The 16,229-nt window shown below is 64.1% G+C and carries 13 protein-coding genes and 1 tRNA gene; 8 read left to right on the forward strand and 6 right to left on the reverse strand.

Features of this window, described 5'->3' with window-relative positions:
- The first annotated feature begins 42 nt into the window (after window positions 1-42).
- Window positions 43-189: a hypothetical protein gene (locus tag ACZ1JY_RS05740; RefSeq protein WP_465130647.1), complete on the forward strand. Its 147-nt coding sequence runs from the start codon at window positions 43-45 to the stop codon at window positions 187-189.
- A gap of 2 nt (window positions 190-191) precedes the next feature.
- Here ACZ1JY_RS05740 and ACZ1JY_RS05745 read toward each other — a convergent pair whose 3' ends face one another.
- Together ACZ1JY_RS05745 and ACZ1JY_RS05750 are read right to left on the reverse strand one after the other, a co-directional pair.
- A complete protein-coding gene (locus tag ACZ1JY_RS05745; RefSeq protein WP_465130648.1) occupies window positions 192-1,208 on the reverse strand; it encodes an aldo/keto reductase in 1,017 nt (338 codons plus the stop codon).
- Between the two features lie 31 nt (window positions 1,209-1,239).
- Entirely contained in the window at window positions 1,240-2,253 is a 1,014-nt protein-coding gene (locus ACZ1JY_RS05750) for a polyprenyl synthetase family protein (RefSeq protein WP_118073451.1), read from the reverse strand.
- Window positions 2,254-2,343: 90 nt separating this feature from the next.
- On the opposite strand from ACZ1JY_RS05750, the gene ACZ1JY_RS05755 reads away from it, so the two are divergent.
- Window positions 2,344-2,631, forward strand: coding sequence for a chorismate mutase (locus ACZ1JY_RS05755; RefSeq protein ID WP_118073450.1), 288 nt, complete (start codon window positions 2,344-2,346; stop codon window positions 2,629-2,631).
- Window positions 2,632-2,786: 155 nt separating this feature from the next.
- Here ACZ1JY_RS05755 and ACZ1JY_RS05760 read toward each other — a convergent pair whose 3' ends face one another.
- Window positions 2,787-3,254 carry an Lrp/AsnC family transcriptional regulator gene (locus tag ACZ1JY_RS05760; protein ID WP_118073449.1) on the reverse strand — a complete coding sequence of 156 codons (468 nt, stop codon included), beginning with the start codon at window positions 3,252-3,254 and terminating at the stop codon, window positions 2,787-2,789.
- A gap of 258 nt (window positions 3,255-3,512) precedes the next feature.
- Here ACZ1JY_RS05760 and ACZ1JY_RS05765 point away from each other — a divergent pair, with 258 nt between their 5' ends.
- The 6 genes from ACZ1JY_RS05765 (at window position 3,513) to ACZ1JY_RS05790 (ending at window position 10,100) form a co-directional block, all read left to right on the forward strand.
- On the forward strand, window positions 3,513-5,270 hold the full coding sequence (locus ACZ1JY_RS05765) for a sensor histidine kinase (RefSeq protein ID WP_465130649.1): 1,758 nt from the start codon (window positions 3,513-3,515) through the stop codon (window positions 5,268-5,270).
- The gene (locus tag ACZ1JY_RS05770) at window positions 5,267-6,277 is read left to right on the forward strand and encodes a polysaccharide deacetylase family protein (RefSeq protein ID WP_465130650.1); all 1,011 of its coding nucleotides are present in this window, start codon (window positions 5,267-5,269) and stop codon (window positions 6,275-6,277) included. Before ACZ1JY_RS05765 ends, ACZ1JY_RS05770 begins: the two co-directional genes overlap by 4 nt.
- 72 nt (window positions 6,278-6,349) lie before the next feature.
- Window positions 6,350-6,426, forward strand: a tRNA-Ile gene (locus ACZ1JY_RS05775).
- 125 nt (window positions 6,427-6,551) lie between these two features.
- Entirely contained in the window at window positions 6,552-7,277 is a 726-nt protein-coding gene (locus ACZ1JY_RS05780) for a TonB-dependent receptor (protein ID WP_465130651.1), read from the forward strand.
- Window positions 7,274-8,104 (forward strand): hypothetical protein, encoded by an 831-nt coding sequence (locus ACZ1JY_RS05785; RefSeq protein WP_465130652.1) that lies wholly within the window; start codon window positions 7,274-7,276, stop codon window positions 8,102-8,104. Before ACZ1JY_RS05780 ends, ACZ1JY_RS05785 begins: the two co-directional genes overlap by 4 nt.
- A 115-nt stretch (window positions 8,105-8,219) precedes the next feature.
- Complete coding sequence (locus ACZ1JY_RS05790; protein ID WP_465130653.1) at window positions 8,220-10,100, forward strand: ABC-F family ATP-binding cassette domain-containing protein; 1,881 nt, start codon at window positions 8,220-8,222, stop codon at window positions 10,098-10,100.
- On the opposite strand, the gene ACZ1JY_RS05795 is transcribed toward ACZ1JY_RS05790, so the two are convergent.
- The 3 genes from ACZ1JY_RS05795 to uvrA all read right to left on the reverse strand — a co-directional run bounded on the left by ACZ1JY_RS05795 (window position 9,994) and on the right by uvrA (window position 16,049).
- Window positions 9,994-10,872 (reverse strand): hypothetical protein, encoded by an 879-nt coding sequence (locus ACZ1JY_RS05795; RefSeq protein WP_465130654.1) that lies wholly within the window; start codon window positions 10,870-10,872, stop codon window positions 9,994-9,996. The two genes, ACZ1JY_RS05790 and ACZ1JY_RS05795, sit on opposite strands and share 107 nt — an antisense overlap.
- A 554-nt stretch (window positions 10,873-11,426) precedes the next feature.
- Entirely contained in the window at window positions 11,427-12,755 is a 1,329-nt protein-coding gene (gene drt2 / locus ACZ1JY_RS05800; protein WP_465130655.1) for an antiviral reverse transcriptase Drt2, read from the reverse strand.
- A 387-nt stretch (window positions 12,756-13,142) separates the two neighbouring features.
- Window positions 13,143-16,049 carry an excinuclease ABC subunit UvrA gene (uvrA, locus tag ACZ1JY_RS05805; protein ID WP_465130656.1) on the reverse strand — a complete coding sequence of 969 codons (2,907 nt, stop codon included), beginning with the start codon at window positions 16,047-16,049 and terminating at the stop codon, window positions 13,143-13,145.
- Window positions 16,050-16,229 lie beyond the last annotated feature (180 nt).

A 16,229-nucleotide genomic window follows, 5' to 3' on the forward strand; every position in this document is an offset into this window, starting at 1 on the left:
GTTCATGGTCGATACCGAGCAAGCATGTTAGGGCCGGGAGAGATGAAGAGCACGCTGGAATTCGTCGTGGCGCTGACCACCGGCCTGCTGTTCAGCGGCGCGATGATCGGCTCCGTCATGCTTGGCGTCGGCGCGGTCTGCGGCGGCAGTTGCTACTGGTTGTGGCGGCGATTTGGCAGGCGCAAGTAACCTCAGCCCATGGGGTAAGGTATTTCGCGGCTAACCTTGTCGATTGCCTTCATCACATCGTCGCTCAGCACCAGATCGGCAGCGGCGAGGATCGCGTCGAGCTGACCTTCGGCCCCGACGCCGACGATGGTCGAAGCGACGAAGTCGTGTTGTTTGGACCAGGCCACGGCCATCGTCACCGGATCAAGCCCGGCCTCTGCGGCAACGCCCATGAATCGTTCGGTCGCGGCGATGCTGCGATCGTTGACGAAGCGCTTGCCCATCTGCGCCTGCCGCCCCTCCATCGCGAGATAGCGCGAGAACCGCGCGCCCTCAGGCCTTGCTCCACCGTTGTACTTGCCCGAAAGCACCCCGCCAGCGATTGGCGAATAGGGGATCAGGCTTACGCCCTCCTTGCGGCACACCTGCGCCAATTCGTCCTCGAAGCGGCGGTTGTTAAGGCTGAAATTGTTCTGGATCGTCTGGTAGCGCACTGTGCCAAGCCGTTCGGCGGTGGCCAGCGACTTCATCAGGCCCCAGCTCGTCTCGTTCGAACAGCCGGTGATCCGCACCTTCCCCGCCTGCACCAGCTCGTGCAGCACTTCCATCGTCTCGTCATAGGGCGTGTCGTGGTCGGGCCAGTGGGTCTGGTACAGATCGATGTAATCGGTGCCGAGCTTCTTCAGGCTCGCATCTATCGCCGTTTCGATGTTGCGCCGGTCGAGCGCAGTCATGCCGCTGCGGCAGGGTGAGCGGAACCACACGTGGCTCGGGCCGGAAACCTTGGTTGCCACCACGATAGCATCGCGCGGCTTGGTCTTGAGCCATTTGCCGACAATCTCTTCCGTCCGCCCCACCCACTTCACATCCGGCGGCACCGGATAGCCTTCGGCGGTATCGTAGAAGTTGATCCCCGCGTCATAGCAGCGATCGAGCACCCGCAGCGCTTCGGCCTCGTCCACCTGGCTGCCGAAGGTCATCGTCCCCATGCAGATGTCGGAAACGACAATGGCCGACCGGCCGAGGCGACGATGCTGCATCAGGCTCTCCCGTTATGTTTATGAAACTGGATCAGAATCTCCGCGCCACGGCGAAGAGCGCGGCTTCGGTCATGGCGACCTTGGCCGCACTGGCCGGGAAACCGGCAATCGCATCGATCGCCCGCTGCGCATACATCCGCGCCCGCTCGCGCGTGGCGTTCACGGCATCGTGCCGGCGGATCAGCTCGATGGCGTGGGCAAGGTCTTCGTCCGAAGAGCGGTCGCCCGCAATCGCCTCCTGCCAGAACTTGCGCTCCTCCGCGTCGCCCCGCGCATACGCGAGGATCACCGGCAGGGTCATCTTGCCTTCGCGGAAGTCGTCGCCCTGATCCTTGCCCATTTCGGCGACTTCGGAATCATAGTCGATCGCATCGTCGGCCAGCTGGAACGCGATGCCAAGGTTCCGGCCGTAGGAATCGAGCGCCAGCTCGTCAGCCTCGTCACGCTCGGCCACCACCGCGGCGATCCGGCACGCCGCAGAGAACAGCGCAGCCGTCTTGGCCGCGATGATGTCGAGGTACATTTCCTCGGTCGTCTCGATCTGCCGCTGCGCCACCAGCTGGTCGACCTCGCCCTCGGAGATCACCGCCGAAGCGTTCGAGAGGATGCGCAGCACCTTGAGGCTGCCGTCCTCGACCATCAGTTCGAAGCTGCGGCTGAACAGAAAGTCGCCCACCAACACCGTGGCCGGGTTGCCATAGACGATGTTCGCGGTCTTCTTGCCGCGCCGCATGTCCGAACCGTCGACCACGTCATCATGCAGCAGCGTTGCGGTGTGGATGAACTCCACCGCCGCCGCCAGCTTGTAGTGCCGCGATCCGCCGTATCCCAGCAGTGAGGCGCTGGCGAGCGTGAGCATCGGGCGCATGCGCTTTCCGCCACCGGCGATCAGGTGCCCGGCCAGGGTCGGGATCAGCGGAATGCGCGATTGCATCCGGTCGAGAATCACGGCGTTGACGCTGTTCATGCCCTCGGCAACGAGGGCCATCATCGGCGCCAGCGAAGGTTCGGCCTTGCGCGGCAGGGTATGGACGGTGGCAGTCATCGGCTAGACCGCTTGGCGACAAGGCGGGCGCTTGGCAAGACGCAACTTGCACTGTAGCGGCGCGTTACGACCTTTGGACGGGGAATGGGAATGAGCGAAGATCCGGTTCTGGCAAGTTATCGCCAGTCCATCGACAACATCGACGCGGCGATGATCCACATCCTTGCCGAACGCTTCCGCATCACCCAGGCCGTCGGCGCCTACAAGGCTGCCAACAAGCTCCCCGCATCCGATCCGGGCCGTGAAGAGCGCCAGATCACGCGCCTGCGCAAGCTGGCCGAGGACGCCAAGCTCGATCCCGAGTTCTCGGAAAAGTTCCTGCGCTTCATCATCCAGGAAGTGATCCGCCATCACGAACGCGCGGCGTCTTCGTCTTGATCCGCCCCTGACATCCGTCAGGGACTTGCGGCACCGGCCCGCTCCCCCGCCCGGCCACCCATTCAGGGTACTCTCGTGGTTGGCCGGGCGGGGGAGCGGGCCGGTGCCGCAAAGCTATCTGCGGATGCAGATAGCGTACTCAACAGAAGCCGCTTTCAATCCTCCAGCGGAACGCCCGGCACCTGCTTTGCGGTGCGGATCGTCAGCGAGGTCTTGACGCTCGCCACGTTGGGCGCAGGCGTCAGCTTGCTGGTCAGGAATTCCTGGAAGCTCTGCAGGTCGCGGCTGACGATCTTGAGGATGAAGTCGATCTCGCCATTGAGCATGTGGCATTCACGCACTTCGGGCAGCGTGCGCATGTGGTCTTCGAACTGGCGCAGCGATTCCTCGGCCTGGCTCTTGAGGCTGACCAGCGCGAAGACGGTGATCGCAAAACCCAGCTTCGAGGAATCAAGATCAGCGTGGTAACCGCGGATAACGCCGGCATCTTCCAGTGCGCGCACCCGGCGTAGGCAGGGCGGCGCGGTAAGTCCGACGCGCTGCGCCAGCTCTACGTTGGTCACCCGGCCCTCGGCCTGCAATTCGGCAAGCAGGCGCCGGTCGATACCATCAAGGGTTGCCATTCTTCGTGTTCGTCCGTTTCGTTTGACCCCGGTCGGGGAATTCGGAAAGAAGCGTGAGTCGCAACTTTCCGCACAAAATCTACCGTCCAAGATAATTTTATTGTTTCATACTGCAACCGTCCCACATTGCAACGCAGTGGATAGTCACCTTCACGCCACCGGCACGATTTGTTAGCCTTCTCCGGGCTAGTTCAGCGGACTAGCAACCTGTCCGGAGCTTCACGCTACGGTGCATGAAAGGCCACACGCGGAGCTCTGATGATCGTTGACGACCGCCTTGAGACCGTGCTGCGCACCCACGCGGCCGGCAAGACGGCAGCCAGAACGCAGCTGCGCCAGTTGGTCGATCTGCTCGGCCCGGTGCCGCTCGCCGCATGGAATCGGCAGCATGCGGGCGCGCTCCAGCGCATGGATTCGCTTTGCGCCATGTTGACCGACGAGGAATGCGCCGCCGTTCTTCGCTCAGCCCCGCACCGCTCTGCCGTCCTGGTTTACCATTTTGCCCAGGGCGGCCCCCGCACCGCAGCCGCCGCAGTATCGGCCGCGCGGCTGACCGACGAGGACTGGCTCGCCGTGATCCCGCGCCTGCCGGTGCAGGCACGTGGCTTCGTACGCCATCGCGCCGATCTGGGGGAGCCGGTTCGCCAGCTGCTCTCGCGCCTCGGCATCAACGATTTCCTCCTGCCCCAGCCGGAGGCGCCGGACGCAGTCGAACACGACCGCCCTGAAATCGAGGCCGCTCCGCTGCCCGAACCGGAAGCCCCCGCGCCGCTCCTGTCCGATGCCGCCCCGCCTTTGCCCGAACCCGTTTCGGCAGACGATGGCATCGGCGCAATCGTCCGCCGGATCGAAGCCTTCCGTCGCAAGCGCGAGGAACGCGAGGCCACCGCGCCTCAGGCCGCTCGCGGCGACGGGCTTGCCCCGCTCCTGCCATTCGGCGAGGAAAACGCCGCCCCGCGCAAGCCGGTCACTGCGATTGACCTGCGCACGGATGCGCTTGGGCTTGTCGTTCACGCAGGCATCGACCCGCCGGGGGTACTGCTTGGCAGCCACCTGTTCTGTGCCGACGCCACCGCGCCGATTCGGTGCGATGAAACCACCGCTCGTGCATTCCGGCAGCGCCAGCCGATCGAAGCAGGCTTGGTGTCGATCGAGGGGCCCGATCTGGTATCCGGCTCATGGCAGGCCGATGGCACCCCGATCTTCGCGCGCGATGGCGGGCGGTTTGCTGGCTACCACCTGCGCCTGCGCCGCCTTGTCGAAGCGTCGGCACCCGAACTGCCCCCCGCAGTGCCCGCCGCCGCGGTCGAAGCCGATCGCCTGCGCCAGCTACTGCACGAGCTGCGCACGCCGATCAACGCCATCCAGGGCTTTGCCGAGATGATCCAGAGCCAGGTCTTCGGCACCACCCCTCACCAATACCGCGCCATGGCCGCCAGCATCGCAGCCGACGCGGCACAGATGCTCGCCGGCTTCGAAGAGATCGAGCGTCTGGTTAAGCTGGAATCGCGCGCGCTGGAGATCGACACCGGGCTGGCCGATGCGGCAGCGCTGGTCGCAAGCCTGGTCGAACAGGTCTCCCCTGTTCTGTCTGCCCGCAACGTCCGCCTCGCCGTCAGCATGCCGCAAGGCCCGCTCGCCGTGGCATTCGCTGCCGATGAAATCGAACGCAGCGTGTGGCGCCTGCTTTCGGTCGTCGCCACCAGCGTCGCGCCGGGCGAGCGCATCACCATCGCGCTTGAACGGCACGAGCGCTTTGCCGCCTTGGCGGTAACGCTTCCCGCCGCGCTTGACCGGCTCGACGATGCTGCCCTCTTCGCGCCCGAAGCACCGGCTGGTGGCGGGGTGCTGGCCGCCTCGGCAATGCTCGGCAACGGCTTCGCCTTGCGCCTCGCGCGTGCAGAGTTCGAATCCGGCGGCGGAACCCTGCTGCGGGAGCGTTCGCAGTTCGTTGTCAGGATTCCGCTGGCAGACGAACCGCCGGGCGGTACCGTGCCGTTGCAGGCCCGCGCATGATCGCCTCTGCCTCTCCGGAAATCCTCCGCCTGCCATCGCCGGAGGACTTCGTCACCTTCGCACCCGAATTCGGCACCCGGTTTATCCTGACGGTCGATACGGAAGAGGAATTTGACTGGACCAAGCCGCTGGATCGCACCAGTCACGGCCTCGACCACATCCCACGCCTCGCCAAATTCCAGCAGTTCTGCGAGGGCCTGGGCGTTGTCCCGGTCTACCTTGTCGACTACCCTGTGGCGAGCGACCCACGCGCTGCCGAGGTCCTCGGCGCCGCCGTTTCCGCCGGGCGCGCTGAGATCGGCGTGCAGTTGCACCCCTGGGTCAACCCGCCCTATGATGAACTTGTCAATGTTCACAACAGCTTCGCCGGCAATCTTCCGGTCGATCTGGAACGTGCCAAGTTCCGCAAGCTGCGCGACACCATCGAGCAGGCCTTCGGGGTCGGCCCGCTGATCTACCGCGCCGGACGCTACGGTGTCGGTCCGAATACCGCAGCAGTCCTGTCCGATTGCGCCATCGCCATCGACACCTCGGTCCGCTCGCGCTTCGATTACAGCTCCACCGGCGGCCCCAACTTCCGCGAGCACCCCTTGCGCCCTTGGTGGATCGACCGCCGCAACGGTCTGATGGAAATGCCGCTCACCACGGTTTTCGCCGGGCACCTGCGCCGCCATGGTCCCGCGCTCTACCCATCGATGTGGCGCGTGCCACGCCTTCGCGGCGCACTCGCCCGGCTCGGCTTGCTCGATCGCATTCCGCTCACTCCCGAAGGCGTGACGCTCGAAGAGGCAGTGACCGGCATCGACATGGCTCTGGAAAACCAGCTGCCCCTGCTCGTGTTCTCCTTCCACAGCCCCTCGCTTCGACCGGGCTACACACCCTATGTCCGCAGCGAGGATGACCTCGACCAGTTCTATGATTGGTGGCGCGGCGTCTTCGCCCATCTCGCCCATAATCGCGTCCGTTCGACCTGCGTCCGCGAGATCATCGCCGCCGCGCAAGTCTGACGACCTTCGGCCGCAAGAAGCCCGCTCAAGTGCTTGCAAACCACGCACCGCCCCGCTAGCGGAAATCGCGATGGGCCTGTAGCTCAGTTGGTTAGAGCTGGCCGCTCATAACGGCTAGGTCGCGGGTTCAAGTCCTGCCGGGCCCACCATCATCCTTAACGATCCTGTGGAAGTCATTCCCGCTGCGCGTGCGCGCGGATGAATTGCCTTGGCCGCAGGCCGCCTCCACCGTAGCATCCACCCCGGCAAATGGTTGGAGGGGGAGGCAGCACTGATGCGAATGCTTTTGGGGATTGTCCCCTTGCTCGTGGGGTTTGGCGCGAGTTCGGCAACCGCGCAACCCGCGGGCCTCGGCGAGGTGCTGGTCAGCGCCAGCCGCAATGACGCCCGCTTCTGGCAAAAGGACCGCCCGGTCGTCGGTCTGCGCCGTCAGGCAGATGGCATGGTCATGAACCTGACAATCGTCTCCGACACCCGCGACGCCGCTACCCGCCGCAGCGAGATCGACGCCGCACTGCTCGCTGCCATTGATCGCGCCGCCGCGTCGGGTTTTCAATTGGTGACCGGAACCGTGCAGCTCGAACCCGTGACAAAAGCGAACTACAGCAGCCTGCCGCAATTGCCCGCTGGCCGGGTGGACACCAGCCGAATCGAACTGATGGTCAGGGGCAAGCTCGAGGGATCGTCCCGCGCCACGCAGGACAAGCTCAAGGCGTTCATCGCTTCGCTAAAAGGCAATGGCCGCGCGACGGTCGAGACGTCCGCCGTCACCTCGCTCAGCGTCGACAATCCTGACCAGTACCGCGAGAAGATCCTTGCCCTTGTCGCCCAGGATGCGCGCACCACTGCCGGCATCTTCGGGCCGGACTTCACGTTCAGCGTGACCGGTGTGGATGGGCAGGTGATCTGGACTCAGGCCAGCCCCAGCGATGTCTTCCTCTATATCCCATACCGCTACGCGATAACTCCGAGGCAGTTCGATGGGAGGACCGCGCCATGATCCCTCGCACCTTGTCACGCATTGTCGCGCTCGCAATGCTCGCCACGCCCCCGCAAGTGTCAGCGCAGGAGGATGACAGCATGGGCGAAGTCATCGTTACGGCGCAAAAGCGCAGCGAGAGGCTGCCGTCGGTGATGACCAGCCTGCCCTATCTCGACCGACGCCCGGCCGTCGGCCTGCGCCGGACAGCAGACGGTGTCGTGCGCCGCATCGAGATCGGCTCCGACTCCCGCAGCGAGGACATGCGCCGAAGCGAAGTGCAGGCCATGCTGCTCGCCGCGCTCGACCGCGCCAGCCGCGATGGCCTCAGTCTTGTCACCGGCGAACTCGAGGTAAAGGAAGTCACGCGAGAGAACTGGCGCACCCTGTTCCCCGCCCTCGCCAGCCCTGCCACCACCTCTGATGACGAGGATGATGACGACAGCTATGACGATGACGAGGACGAGGACGAAGGCAACGGCAAGGTCCAGCCGGGCTTCGAGGACGACGGCAGTACCGCCACCGCACGGCTGCTGATCAAGGCCAAGCTCACCGGCACGATCGACGACGCCCAGCGCAAGGTCTCCGCCTTCGTCAAGGCCGTGCCCGCCACGGGCCGCTCCGAGATCCGCCAGCTCGGCACGATGGCACTGACAATCGTCAACCCGGAGCAGTACCGCGAGGAGATCAACGCCCGCATCGCCAGAAGCGCGCTTCAGGCTGCAAGCCCCTACGGCGCGGGTTACGGCGTCGAAGTCACCGGGCTCGATCGCGCCATCGCCTGGGCACAAGTCAGCAATACCGAGGTGTTTCTCTACATCCCGTATGCCTTTGCGGTGCGGAGGTGAGATAGCCCGCCCGGCCTGATGGGTTTCAACTTCGCTTGCCTACACCGGGGGAGTGTGACAGGGACTCGCGCGCCCGAATTTCCCTGAATATCCGAAGCGGACGCGTCCTTTTTCCATGCTTACCATCAACGGCATCACCGTGCGCCTCGGCGGACGCGACATCATTTCCCGCGCCTCGGTCGCCGTGCCGCCACGCGCCCGCGTCGGTCTGGTCGGGCGCAACGGGGCGGGCAAGTCGACGCTGGTCAAGGCGATCATCGGCGAGATCGAGCCGGACGAAGGCGCGATCGAAATGCCGCGCCGTACGCGTCTCGGCTACCTCGCCCAGGAAGCACCCGCCGGAAGTGCCACGCCGTTCGAAACCGTGCTCGCCGCCGATGTCGAACGCACGCAGCTGCTTGCAGAGGCCGAGACTTGCACCGACCCGGACCGGCTCGGCGATGTCCACGACCGTCTGCTCGCGATCGACGCCTACTCCGCCGACGCCCGCGCCGCGCGCATCCTGATCGGCCTCGGCTTTGACGAGGCCATGCAGGCCGCTCCGCTCGACAGCTTCTCCGGCGGCTGGCGGATGCGCGTTGCGCTCGCCTCGCTGCTCTTCTCCGCGCCCGACGTGCTGCTGCTTGACGAGCCATCGAACCACCTCGATCTCGAAGCGACGCTGTGGCTGGAGAACTTCCTCAAGGCCTATCCCGGCACGCTGCTGCTGATCAGCCACGAGCGTGACCTGCTCAACAACGTGGCGGACCACATCGTCCACCTCCACGCTGGCAAGCTTACGCTCTACCCCGGCGGCTATGACAGCTTCGAACGCCAGCGCAACGAGCGGCTGGCACAGCAGGCGGCGGCGCGTGCGGCGCAGGAAGCCCAGGCCGACCGGCTCCGCGACTACATCGCCCGCAATTCCGCCCGCGCATCGACCGCCAAGCAGGCGCAGTCGCGCGCCAAGATGCTGGCCAAGATGCAGCCGATCGCGGCAGTGGTCGAGGATCCCTCGCTCAGCTTCGACTTTCCCGACCCCGAGGAACTGCGCCCGCCGCTGATCACGCTCGACCTCGCGTCTGTCGGCTACACCCCCGGCAAGCCGGTGCTGCAGCGGCTCAACCTGCGCATCGATCCGGATGACCGCATCGCGCTGCTCGGACGCAACGGCAACGGCAAGACCACGCTCGCCCGCCTGCTCGCCGCGCAGCTGACGCCGATGGACGGGGCGATGACGGCGACGGGGAAGATGCAGGTCGGGTACTTCACCCAGTACCAGGTCGAGGAGATCGCCGATGGCGGCACCCCGCTCGAACTGATGACGCGGGCGATGGAGGGCAAGAGCCCCGCCGCGGTCCGCGCGCAGCTCGGGCGCTTCGGCTTCTCGGGCAACCGCGCGACGAGCGCGGTCGGCACGCTGTCGGGCGGTGAGCGCGCCCGCCTTGCCCTCGCCCTCGTCACCCGCGACGCGCCGCACATGCTGGTGCTCGACGAGCCAACCAACCACCTCGACATCGATGCGCGCGAGGCGCTGGTGCAGGCATTGAATGCCTACAAGGGCGCGGTGATCCTGATCAGCCACGACCGGCACATGGCCGAACTGGTCGCCGACCGCCTGGTCCTCGTCGACGGCGGCACCGCCAAGCCGTTCGACGGCAGCATCGAGGACTACATCGACTTCATCCTCGGCCGCAACCAGCCCAAGACCGAGGGGGCGTCCGAGCAGCAGGCCAAGGGCGGCAACGCGCAGGACCGCAAGGCGCGGGCCGCGGCGCGCGATACGTACAAGGCGCTGCAGAAGAAGCAGACCGAGGCCGAAAAGCGCGTGGCCAAATTGCAGGCCGAGCTTGCCCAGATCGACCGCGCGATGTTCGAACCGGGCAGCGCCGCGCCGGAATTCGCCAAGCTCACGATGGGTGAGCTGTCGCAGCGGCGAAGCAAGGTTGCGCAGGCGCTGGAGGAAGCGGAAGCGGCATGGCTTGAAGCTGGCGAGGCGCTTGAAACGGCCAATTGAGGCCGCCTGACAGCAGCGCCGGAGCCGAAGTCCCGCACCGCAGCACGCCGAGGGGTTTACGCGGTTTACACGGTTCAGGGGTGGTTTCCCCACCTCCCGCCCCGTCATCCCGGCGGAGGCCGGGATCCATTTCAGCGGTTGACCTCACGACGTCGTCGACATGGGCCCCGGCCTGCGCCGGGGCGACGGGGGTTTGGGTGGGTTCCTCGTCCTCCTCCTCTTCGGCGAACAGCGCAGCGAGGCGGGATTGGGTTTCGGCGGTGCGGGTGGTCCAGGTCTGGCGGGCGAGTTCGGCGGCTTGCGCGATGTAGCGCTTGTGGGCTTCGTCCCAGTCGTCCCAGGCCTCGTCCGGTTCGTCGTCGGCGGGATAGGGGCAGGCGCGCTTGAAGTCCTGTTCGGCTTCGCGGGCGCAGCGGGCGAGGAAGCGTTCACGCGCCGGATCGGCGAGGCCGGTGGCGGCGGCGGTATCCTCCCCCGCGGCGAGCGCGAGGAGCATGTGGTCGAAGTCCTCGGCAAGGTGATGGACGGCTTGCGGGGCCTGCGCGGCGCGGGCGTCGAGCCGGGCGAGGTGCGCCAGCAGCAGGCGCGCGTCGAAGCGCCGCCGCTCGCCCACCGCCTCGCCCCGGAACCAGATCGTCTCGGTGGTGCCGTGGAGCGCGCGGGTGGCGAGCACCTGCTCGGCCGCCTCGCGCGCATGGAGCAGCGCGGCGTCCCACGCGGCGGCAAAGGCCGGATCGCGGCGACGGCGGACATAGGCCGTCTGCGAAGACACCCCCGCCACCTGCGCCGCCGCCCGCACCTGCCCATGGCGGCTGAGATGTTCGAGAAACAGCGAGATGCGCGTGGGCGTGAACTGGTTGGGGTGGAGGAGTGCTGAAGGACTGCCCTCGATCCCCCCTCCCGCAAGCGGGAGGGGCCGGGGGTGGGCCCTTCCTTCTTCTTCCCTAAACGCGAAAGCCCCCTCGCCTATCGGCGAATGCCCACGGCCCTCATGTTCGCCTGACGGCGAATGCCCACCCCTAACCCCTCCCGCCTGCGGGAGGGGAGTTGAAGCCGCGCGCCCCTGCCCCCTCGCGCCGACCGCAGGCAGAGCATCATCAGGAAGCCCGATGTCCCGGCTCGCGGGAATCCACCCTCGACCAAAGGAGGAAGGCTGATGCGGATCGGCGGCGTGCGGCATGGGCGGCTCCCGTTTGGAACGAAACGGGAACTTCTAGGCGAGGATGGGGGGTGTAGGAAAATGGTTTTGTGACGTGATATGGGAAAAGCAGAAGAGAAGGGGAACGTGGACCGGTGTCCTGAAATCTGAAAAAACGCGGCCTAAATTCAAATATAAGCACGATCTAAATAATGCAAAAGTGCTGCTTTGAAGAGGCGGAAATGACCCCTCATCTGCGCCCGAATTTCAGGTGCTTTTAAGATTCTAGCAGCTCGATAAGCATATCGAGGAAAATTTCGCGACCTTCCGAAATGCGTGTACTTCCTGTAAAGCTCACGCAGGTAAATTTCTTCTCGAGGAATACCTTTTTGTTTGGCAGCCCGAACTTTGGCTCGAATACCTTTATGCATCTTTGCATAATATCGGTTAAGTGAAGATTGTCTTATTAATGTTTTCTTGCCGTCAAATGTAAATCCAAGGTATTGGAACGGCTTATCCGAAATTTGACCTTCTGGAACCAATGTGAACTGACTCACTTCGGTCTTGTGCGCACTCAAAGTCAAGCCAACGGCTTGGAGCGCATTTTCTATCATTGCTACGACTACTGTGGAGTCAACAGATCTCGGCACCACAAGCGCAATATCATCAGAGTAGCGCCTGTAACTTCCTCCATGCTGTCGCGCAAAATCGCTGATATTTTGATCAACCGTTAACATACTTATGTTAGCGTATAAACCAGAGAGTGGAGTACCTTGCGGAATCCCAAATGTATTTCTATTTCTTTGCACGAGCGAGTCGCTTCGCCGCCTTACTAAGGTTCTAAATTCTTCCGCGCTACAGATACGTCCTTTCTTGGCATAACGACCTGCTAACCGCACCTTTAGCGCGTCGGCCTCCACCCAAGAGAACTTAGTCATGAATTCAAATATTTTGAAATCCGGTTCTGGCAGTCGCGAAGCGCCCAGTATCTTGCCCAATGCATCTAATAAAACATGATGGCTTATATGATCAAAAAAGCCGCTAATATCCACTGCGATCGCAGTACATTCACCACGAAGCTTGATTTCTTGAAATAAAGCCGAAGCGTGCGAGATATTATCGCCTACACCCGCCCTATACGCTAGTATCGAGGTCGAGAAAGGACGATGTGCAAGGTAGGTCTCATAGCGCGATCCAAGTTTACATCCATACCATTCGAGTAAAGCCGCATCCAAATGGGCTGCAAACTTAATCGGCCTTACTTTTTCCTGAAAGATGGTGCGCCCCGAGGCGTCCTTCTTTGCCCGCCGCTCCACGCTGTCGTAAGCGAGCAATGGCCAAAAATCATGGGTACAAACTTGATGTGCGGAAAAGCTAAGGCCGGTTCGCCGAGCTTCCGAAAGCCGAAGGTCAAAGTGTAGGTAGCTTCGCTCCTTAGAGACGAAATCGTCAGTGCGAGGATCAAACTCATCACTGTCCGGTGCGTACCCGGAGGCAGAGGATTCCGTTCGTCCCATATCCTCCGGGTTACTAACCTTACTCCCGGCAAGGCCGGTCCGCTTATACCTAGTGTGCTATAATATCGTTGTGGCGATGATTACATCCACACTCCATCTAGGCGAGGTCACCATGACTCAAATTATCACAGCTCTCATTGCCATCGTACGCAGCTGCGCACTTGACATCCTAAACAGTGCTCCCACCCGCCTAACGCGAGTGGCCAAAACTAAATACATAATGTCTTTGGTTAATGCAAGTACGGCATTTCCGCGAAAGCTTACATAATTCCAAGCTCGCCATCATGACCCAAGACCCCTAGTTGTACGCAGTTAGCTTACATTTAGGCCAAGGCTCCCCTCAGCTATACCCATTCGCCAAGCTCAGGATGAGCGGGCGGGGAGGAACTAGCGCTTCAACAACGGGGCCATGTATTGGCCTGTGAAACTTCTCGGGTTCTTGGCCACTAGCTCCGGGGTGCCTTCGGCGACGATTTCGCCACCGCGGACGCCGCCTTCGGGGCCGAGGTCGATGATCCAGTCGGCGGTCTTGATCACGTCGAGGTTGTGTTCGATCACGACGACCGAGTTGCCCTGTTCGACGAGGCGGTGGAGGACTTCCAGCAGCTTGCGCACGTCTTCGAAGTGGAGGCCGGTGGTGGGCTCGTCGAGGATGTAGAGCGTCTGCCCCGTGCTGCGGCGGGCGAGTTCCTTGGCGAGCTTGACGCGCTGCGCCTCGCCGCCCGACAGCGTCGTCGCCTGCTGGCCGACCTTGACGTAGCCCAGGCCCACTTCGTTGAGCATGTGCATCCGGTCCCGGATCGGGGGGACGGCCTTGAAGAACTCCTCGGCGTCCTCGATCGTCATGTCGAGCACGTCGGCGATGGAGTGGCCCTTGAACTTCACCTCGAGCGTTTCGCGGTTGTAGCGCTTGCCGTCGCACTCCTCGCACGTCACGTAGACGTCGGGCAGGAAGTGCATCTCGATCTTGATCAGGCCATCGCCCTGGCACTTCTCGCAGCGGCCGCCCTTGACGTTGAAGCTGAAGCGGCCGGCCTTGTAGCCGCGCGCGGCGCTCTCCGGGAGGCCGGCGAACCAGTCACGGATCAGGGTGAAGGCGCCGGTGTAGGTGGCGGGGTTGGACCTGGGGGTGCGGCCGATGGGCGACTGGTCGATCTCGATCACCTTGTCGCAGTTCTCAAGCCCGGTGACCTTGTCGTGCGCGCCGGCGATCACCCGCGCGCCATTGAGCGTGCGGGCGGCGACGGCGTGGAGCGTGTCGATGGTGAAGCTCGACTTGCCCGAGCCGGAAACGCCGGTGACGCAGGTGAAGGTGCCGAGCGGGATCTTCGCGCTGACGTTCTGGAGGTTGTTGGCGCGCGCGCCCTCGACGCTGATGAACAGGCCGTTGCCGGGGCGGCGCTTGGCCGGGACTTCGATGCGGCGGGCGCCGGTGAGGTACTGGCCGGTGAGGCTGTTGGGGTTGCCCAGAATGTCGTCGAGCGTGCCCTGCGCGACGATCTCGCCGCCGTGGACGCCCGCGCCGGGGCCGAGATCGACGACGTGGTCGGCGGTGCGGATGGCGTCCTCGTCATGCTCGACCACGATCACGGTGTTGCCGAGATCGCGCAGGCGCTTGAGCGTTTCGAGCAAGCGGTCGTTGTCGCGCTGGTGGAGGCCGATGCTCGGTTCGTCGAGCACGTAGAGCACGCCGGAGAGGCCCGAGCCGATCTGGCTGGCGAGGCGGATGCGTTGGCTCTCGCCGCCGGAGAGGGTGCCGGAAGTGCGATCGAGGTTGAGGTAATCGAGGCCGACATTATTGAGGAAGCCGAGACGCTCGTTGATTTCCTTGAGGATGGCGCGGGCGATCTGGCTCTGCTGGCTGGTGAGCTGGCTGTCGAGATTGGCGTACCATTCGACCGCGGCGGCGACGGAGAGGCGGGTGATGGAGGAGATATCGCGGCCCGCGACCTTGACCGACAGCGCCTCGGGCTTGAGGCGCTTGCCCTCGCAAGTCTCGCACGGTTGCGCGGTCTGGAACTTGCCGAGTTCCTCGCGCATCCACGCAGATTCGGTCTGCAGCATGCGGCGGTTGAGGTTGCCGATCACGCCTTCGAAGGCCTTGTTGACGGTGTAGGACTTCTTGCCGTCGATGAAGGTCAGGGGCACGGCCTTGCCGGCGGTGCCATAGAGAATGACGATCTTGACCTCGGCCGGAAGCGCGTCCCACGGCGTATCGAGGCTGAAGCCGAAATGCGCGGCGAGGCTGGCGAGGACCTGCATGTAATAGGGCGACGGCGGGTTGCTCTTGGCCCAGGGGACGACCGCGCCCTGCTTCAAGGAGAGGTTCTCGTTCGGGACGACGAGCTGGGGATCGAACAGGAGCTTTTCGCCGAGGCCATCGCAGGCGGGGCACGCGCCCTGGGGGGCGTTGAACGAGAACAGGCGCGGTTCGATGGACTCGATGGTGAAGCCGCTGACGGGGCAGGCGAACTTTTCGGAGAAGACGATGCGGTTGGCGGGCAGGCCCGTCTTCTTCATCGCTCCCGTCTTGCCCTTGGCGTCCGCTTCCTCTTCGCGGCCGGGGACGACGCCATCGGCGAGATCGACGTAGGCGAGGCCGTCGGCCAGCTTGAGCGCCTGTTCGAAGCTGTCGGCCAGGCGGGTCTGGATGCCGTCACGCACGGCGATGCGGTCCACCACAACCTCGATGTCGTGCTTCAATTTCTTGTCGAGCGCCGGGGCATCCTCGATCGGCATGATCTCGCCGTTGATGCGGACGCGGGTGTAGCCGGCCTTCTGCCATTCGGCGAGTTCGCGGCGGTATTCGCCCTTGCGACCGCGCACGACCGGGGCGAGCAGGTAGGCGCGGGTGCCCTCGGGCAGGGCCATGACGCGATCGACCATCTGGCTGACGGTCTGTGCGCTGATCGGCTCGCCAGTCGCAGGGCTGTAGGGGATGCCGATGCGCGCCCAGAGCAGGCGCATGTAGTCGTACACCTCGGTGACCGTTGCCACGGTGGAGCGCGGGTTGCGGCTGGTGGTCTTCTGCTCGATCGAAATGGCGGGTGAGAGGCCGTCGATATGTTCGACATCGGGCTTCTGCATCATCTCAAGGAACTGGCGCGCGTAGGCCGACAGCGATTCCACGTAGCGGCGCTGGCCCTCGGCATAGATCGTGTCGAAGGCGAGGCTGGACTTGCCCGAGCCGGACAGGCCGGTGATGACGATCAGGCTGTCGCGCGGGAGATCGACGTCGATCCCCTTGAGGTTGTGTTCACGGGCGCCGCGGACGGAAATGGTGGTCAAGGACATGCGCGGCGGTGTTCCATATTTGTTCGGGTTTCGCAAGGGATTCGGGCACGGGAGAAGGCCCGGCGATCCTGGCCATGTGGGGAGCGGGAGGACGCGGTGCAATATGGGCTTTGGGGGAGCCGCCCTGCCCCGCCCCCACGGTGCCGCGATGAACCGCGCGAGCGCTGCGACCGGCTGCAA

This window comes from Novosphingobium sp. BL-A-41-Hi4B-X5A, assembly GCF_055521705.1.

Coding starts and splice junctions, on each gene's coding strand:
- ACZ1JY_RS05740 (WP_465130647.1), top strand. CDS start 43: ATGAAGAGCACGCTGGAATTCGTCGTGGCGCTGACCACCGGCCTGCTG.
- ACZ1JY_RS05745 (WP_465130648.1), bottom strand. CDS start 1,208: ATGCAGCATCGTCGCCTCGGCCGGTCGGCCATTGTCGTTTCCGACATC.
- ACZ1JY_RS05750 (WP_118073451.1), bottom strand. CDS start 2,253: ATGACTGCCACCGTCCATACCCTGCCGCGCAAGGCCGAACCTTCGCTG.
- ACZ1JY_RS05755 (WP_118073450.1), top strand. CDS start 2,344: ATGAGCGAAGATCCGGTTCTGGCAAGTTATCGCCAGTCCATCGACAAC.
- ACZ1JY_RS05760 (WP_118073449.1), bottom strand. CDS start 3,254: ATGGCAACCCTTGATGGTATCGACCGGCGCCTGCTTGCCGAATTGCAG.
- ACZ1JY_RS05765 (WP_465130649.1), top strand. CDS start 3,513: ATGATCGTTGACGACCGCCTTGAGACCGTGCTGCGCACCCACGCGGCC.
- ACZ1JY_RS05770 (WP_465130650.1), top strand. CDS start 5,267: ATGATCGCCTCTGCCTCTCCGGAAATCCTCCGCCTGCCATCGCCGGAG.
- ACZ1JY_RS05780 (WP_465130651.1), top strand. CDS start 6,552: ATGCGAATGCTTTTGGGGATTGTCCCCTTGCTCGTGGGGTTTGGCGCG.
- ACZ1JY_RS05785 (WP_465130652.1), top strand. CDS start 7,274: ATGATCCCTCGCACCTTGTCACGCATTGTCGCGCTCGCAATGCTCGCC.
- ACZ1JY_RS05790 (WP_465130653.1), top strand. CDS start 8,220: ATGCTTACCATCAACGGCATCACCGTGCGCCTCGGCGGACGCGACATC.
- drt2 (WP_465130655.1), bottom strand. CDS start 12,755: ATGGGACGAACGGAATCCTCTGCCTCCGGGTACGCACCGGACAGTGAT.
- uvrA (WP_465130656.1), bottom strand. CDS start 16,049: ATGTCCTTGACCACCATTTCCGTCCGCGGCGCCCGTGAACACAACCTC.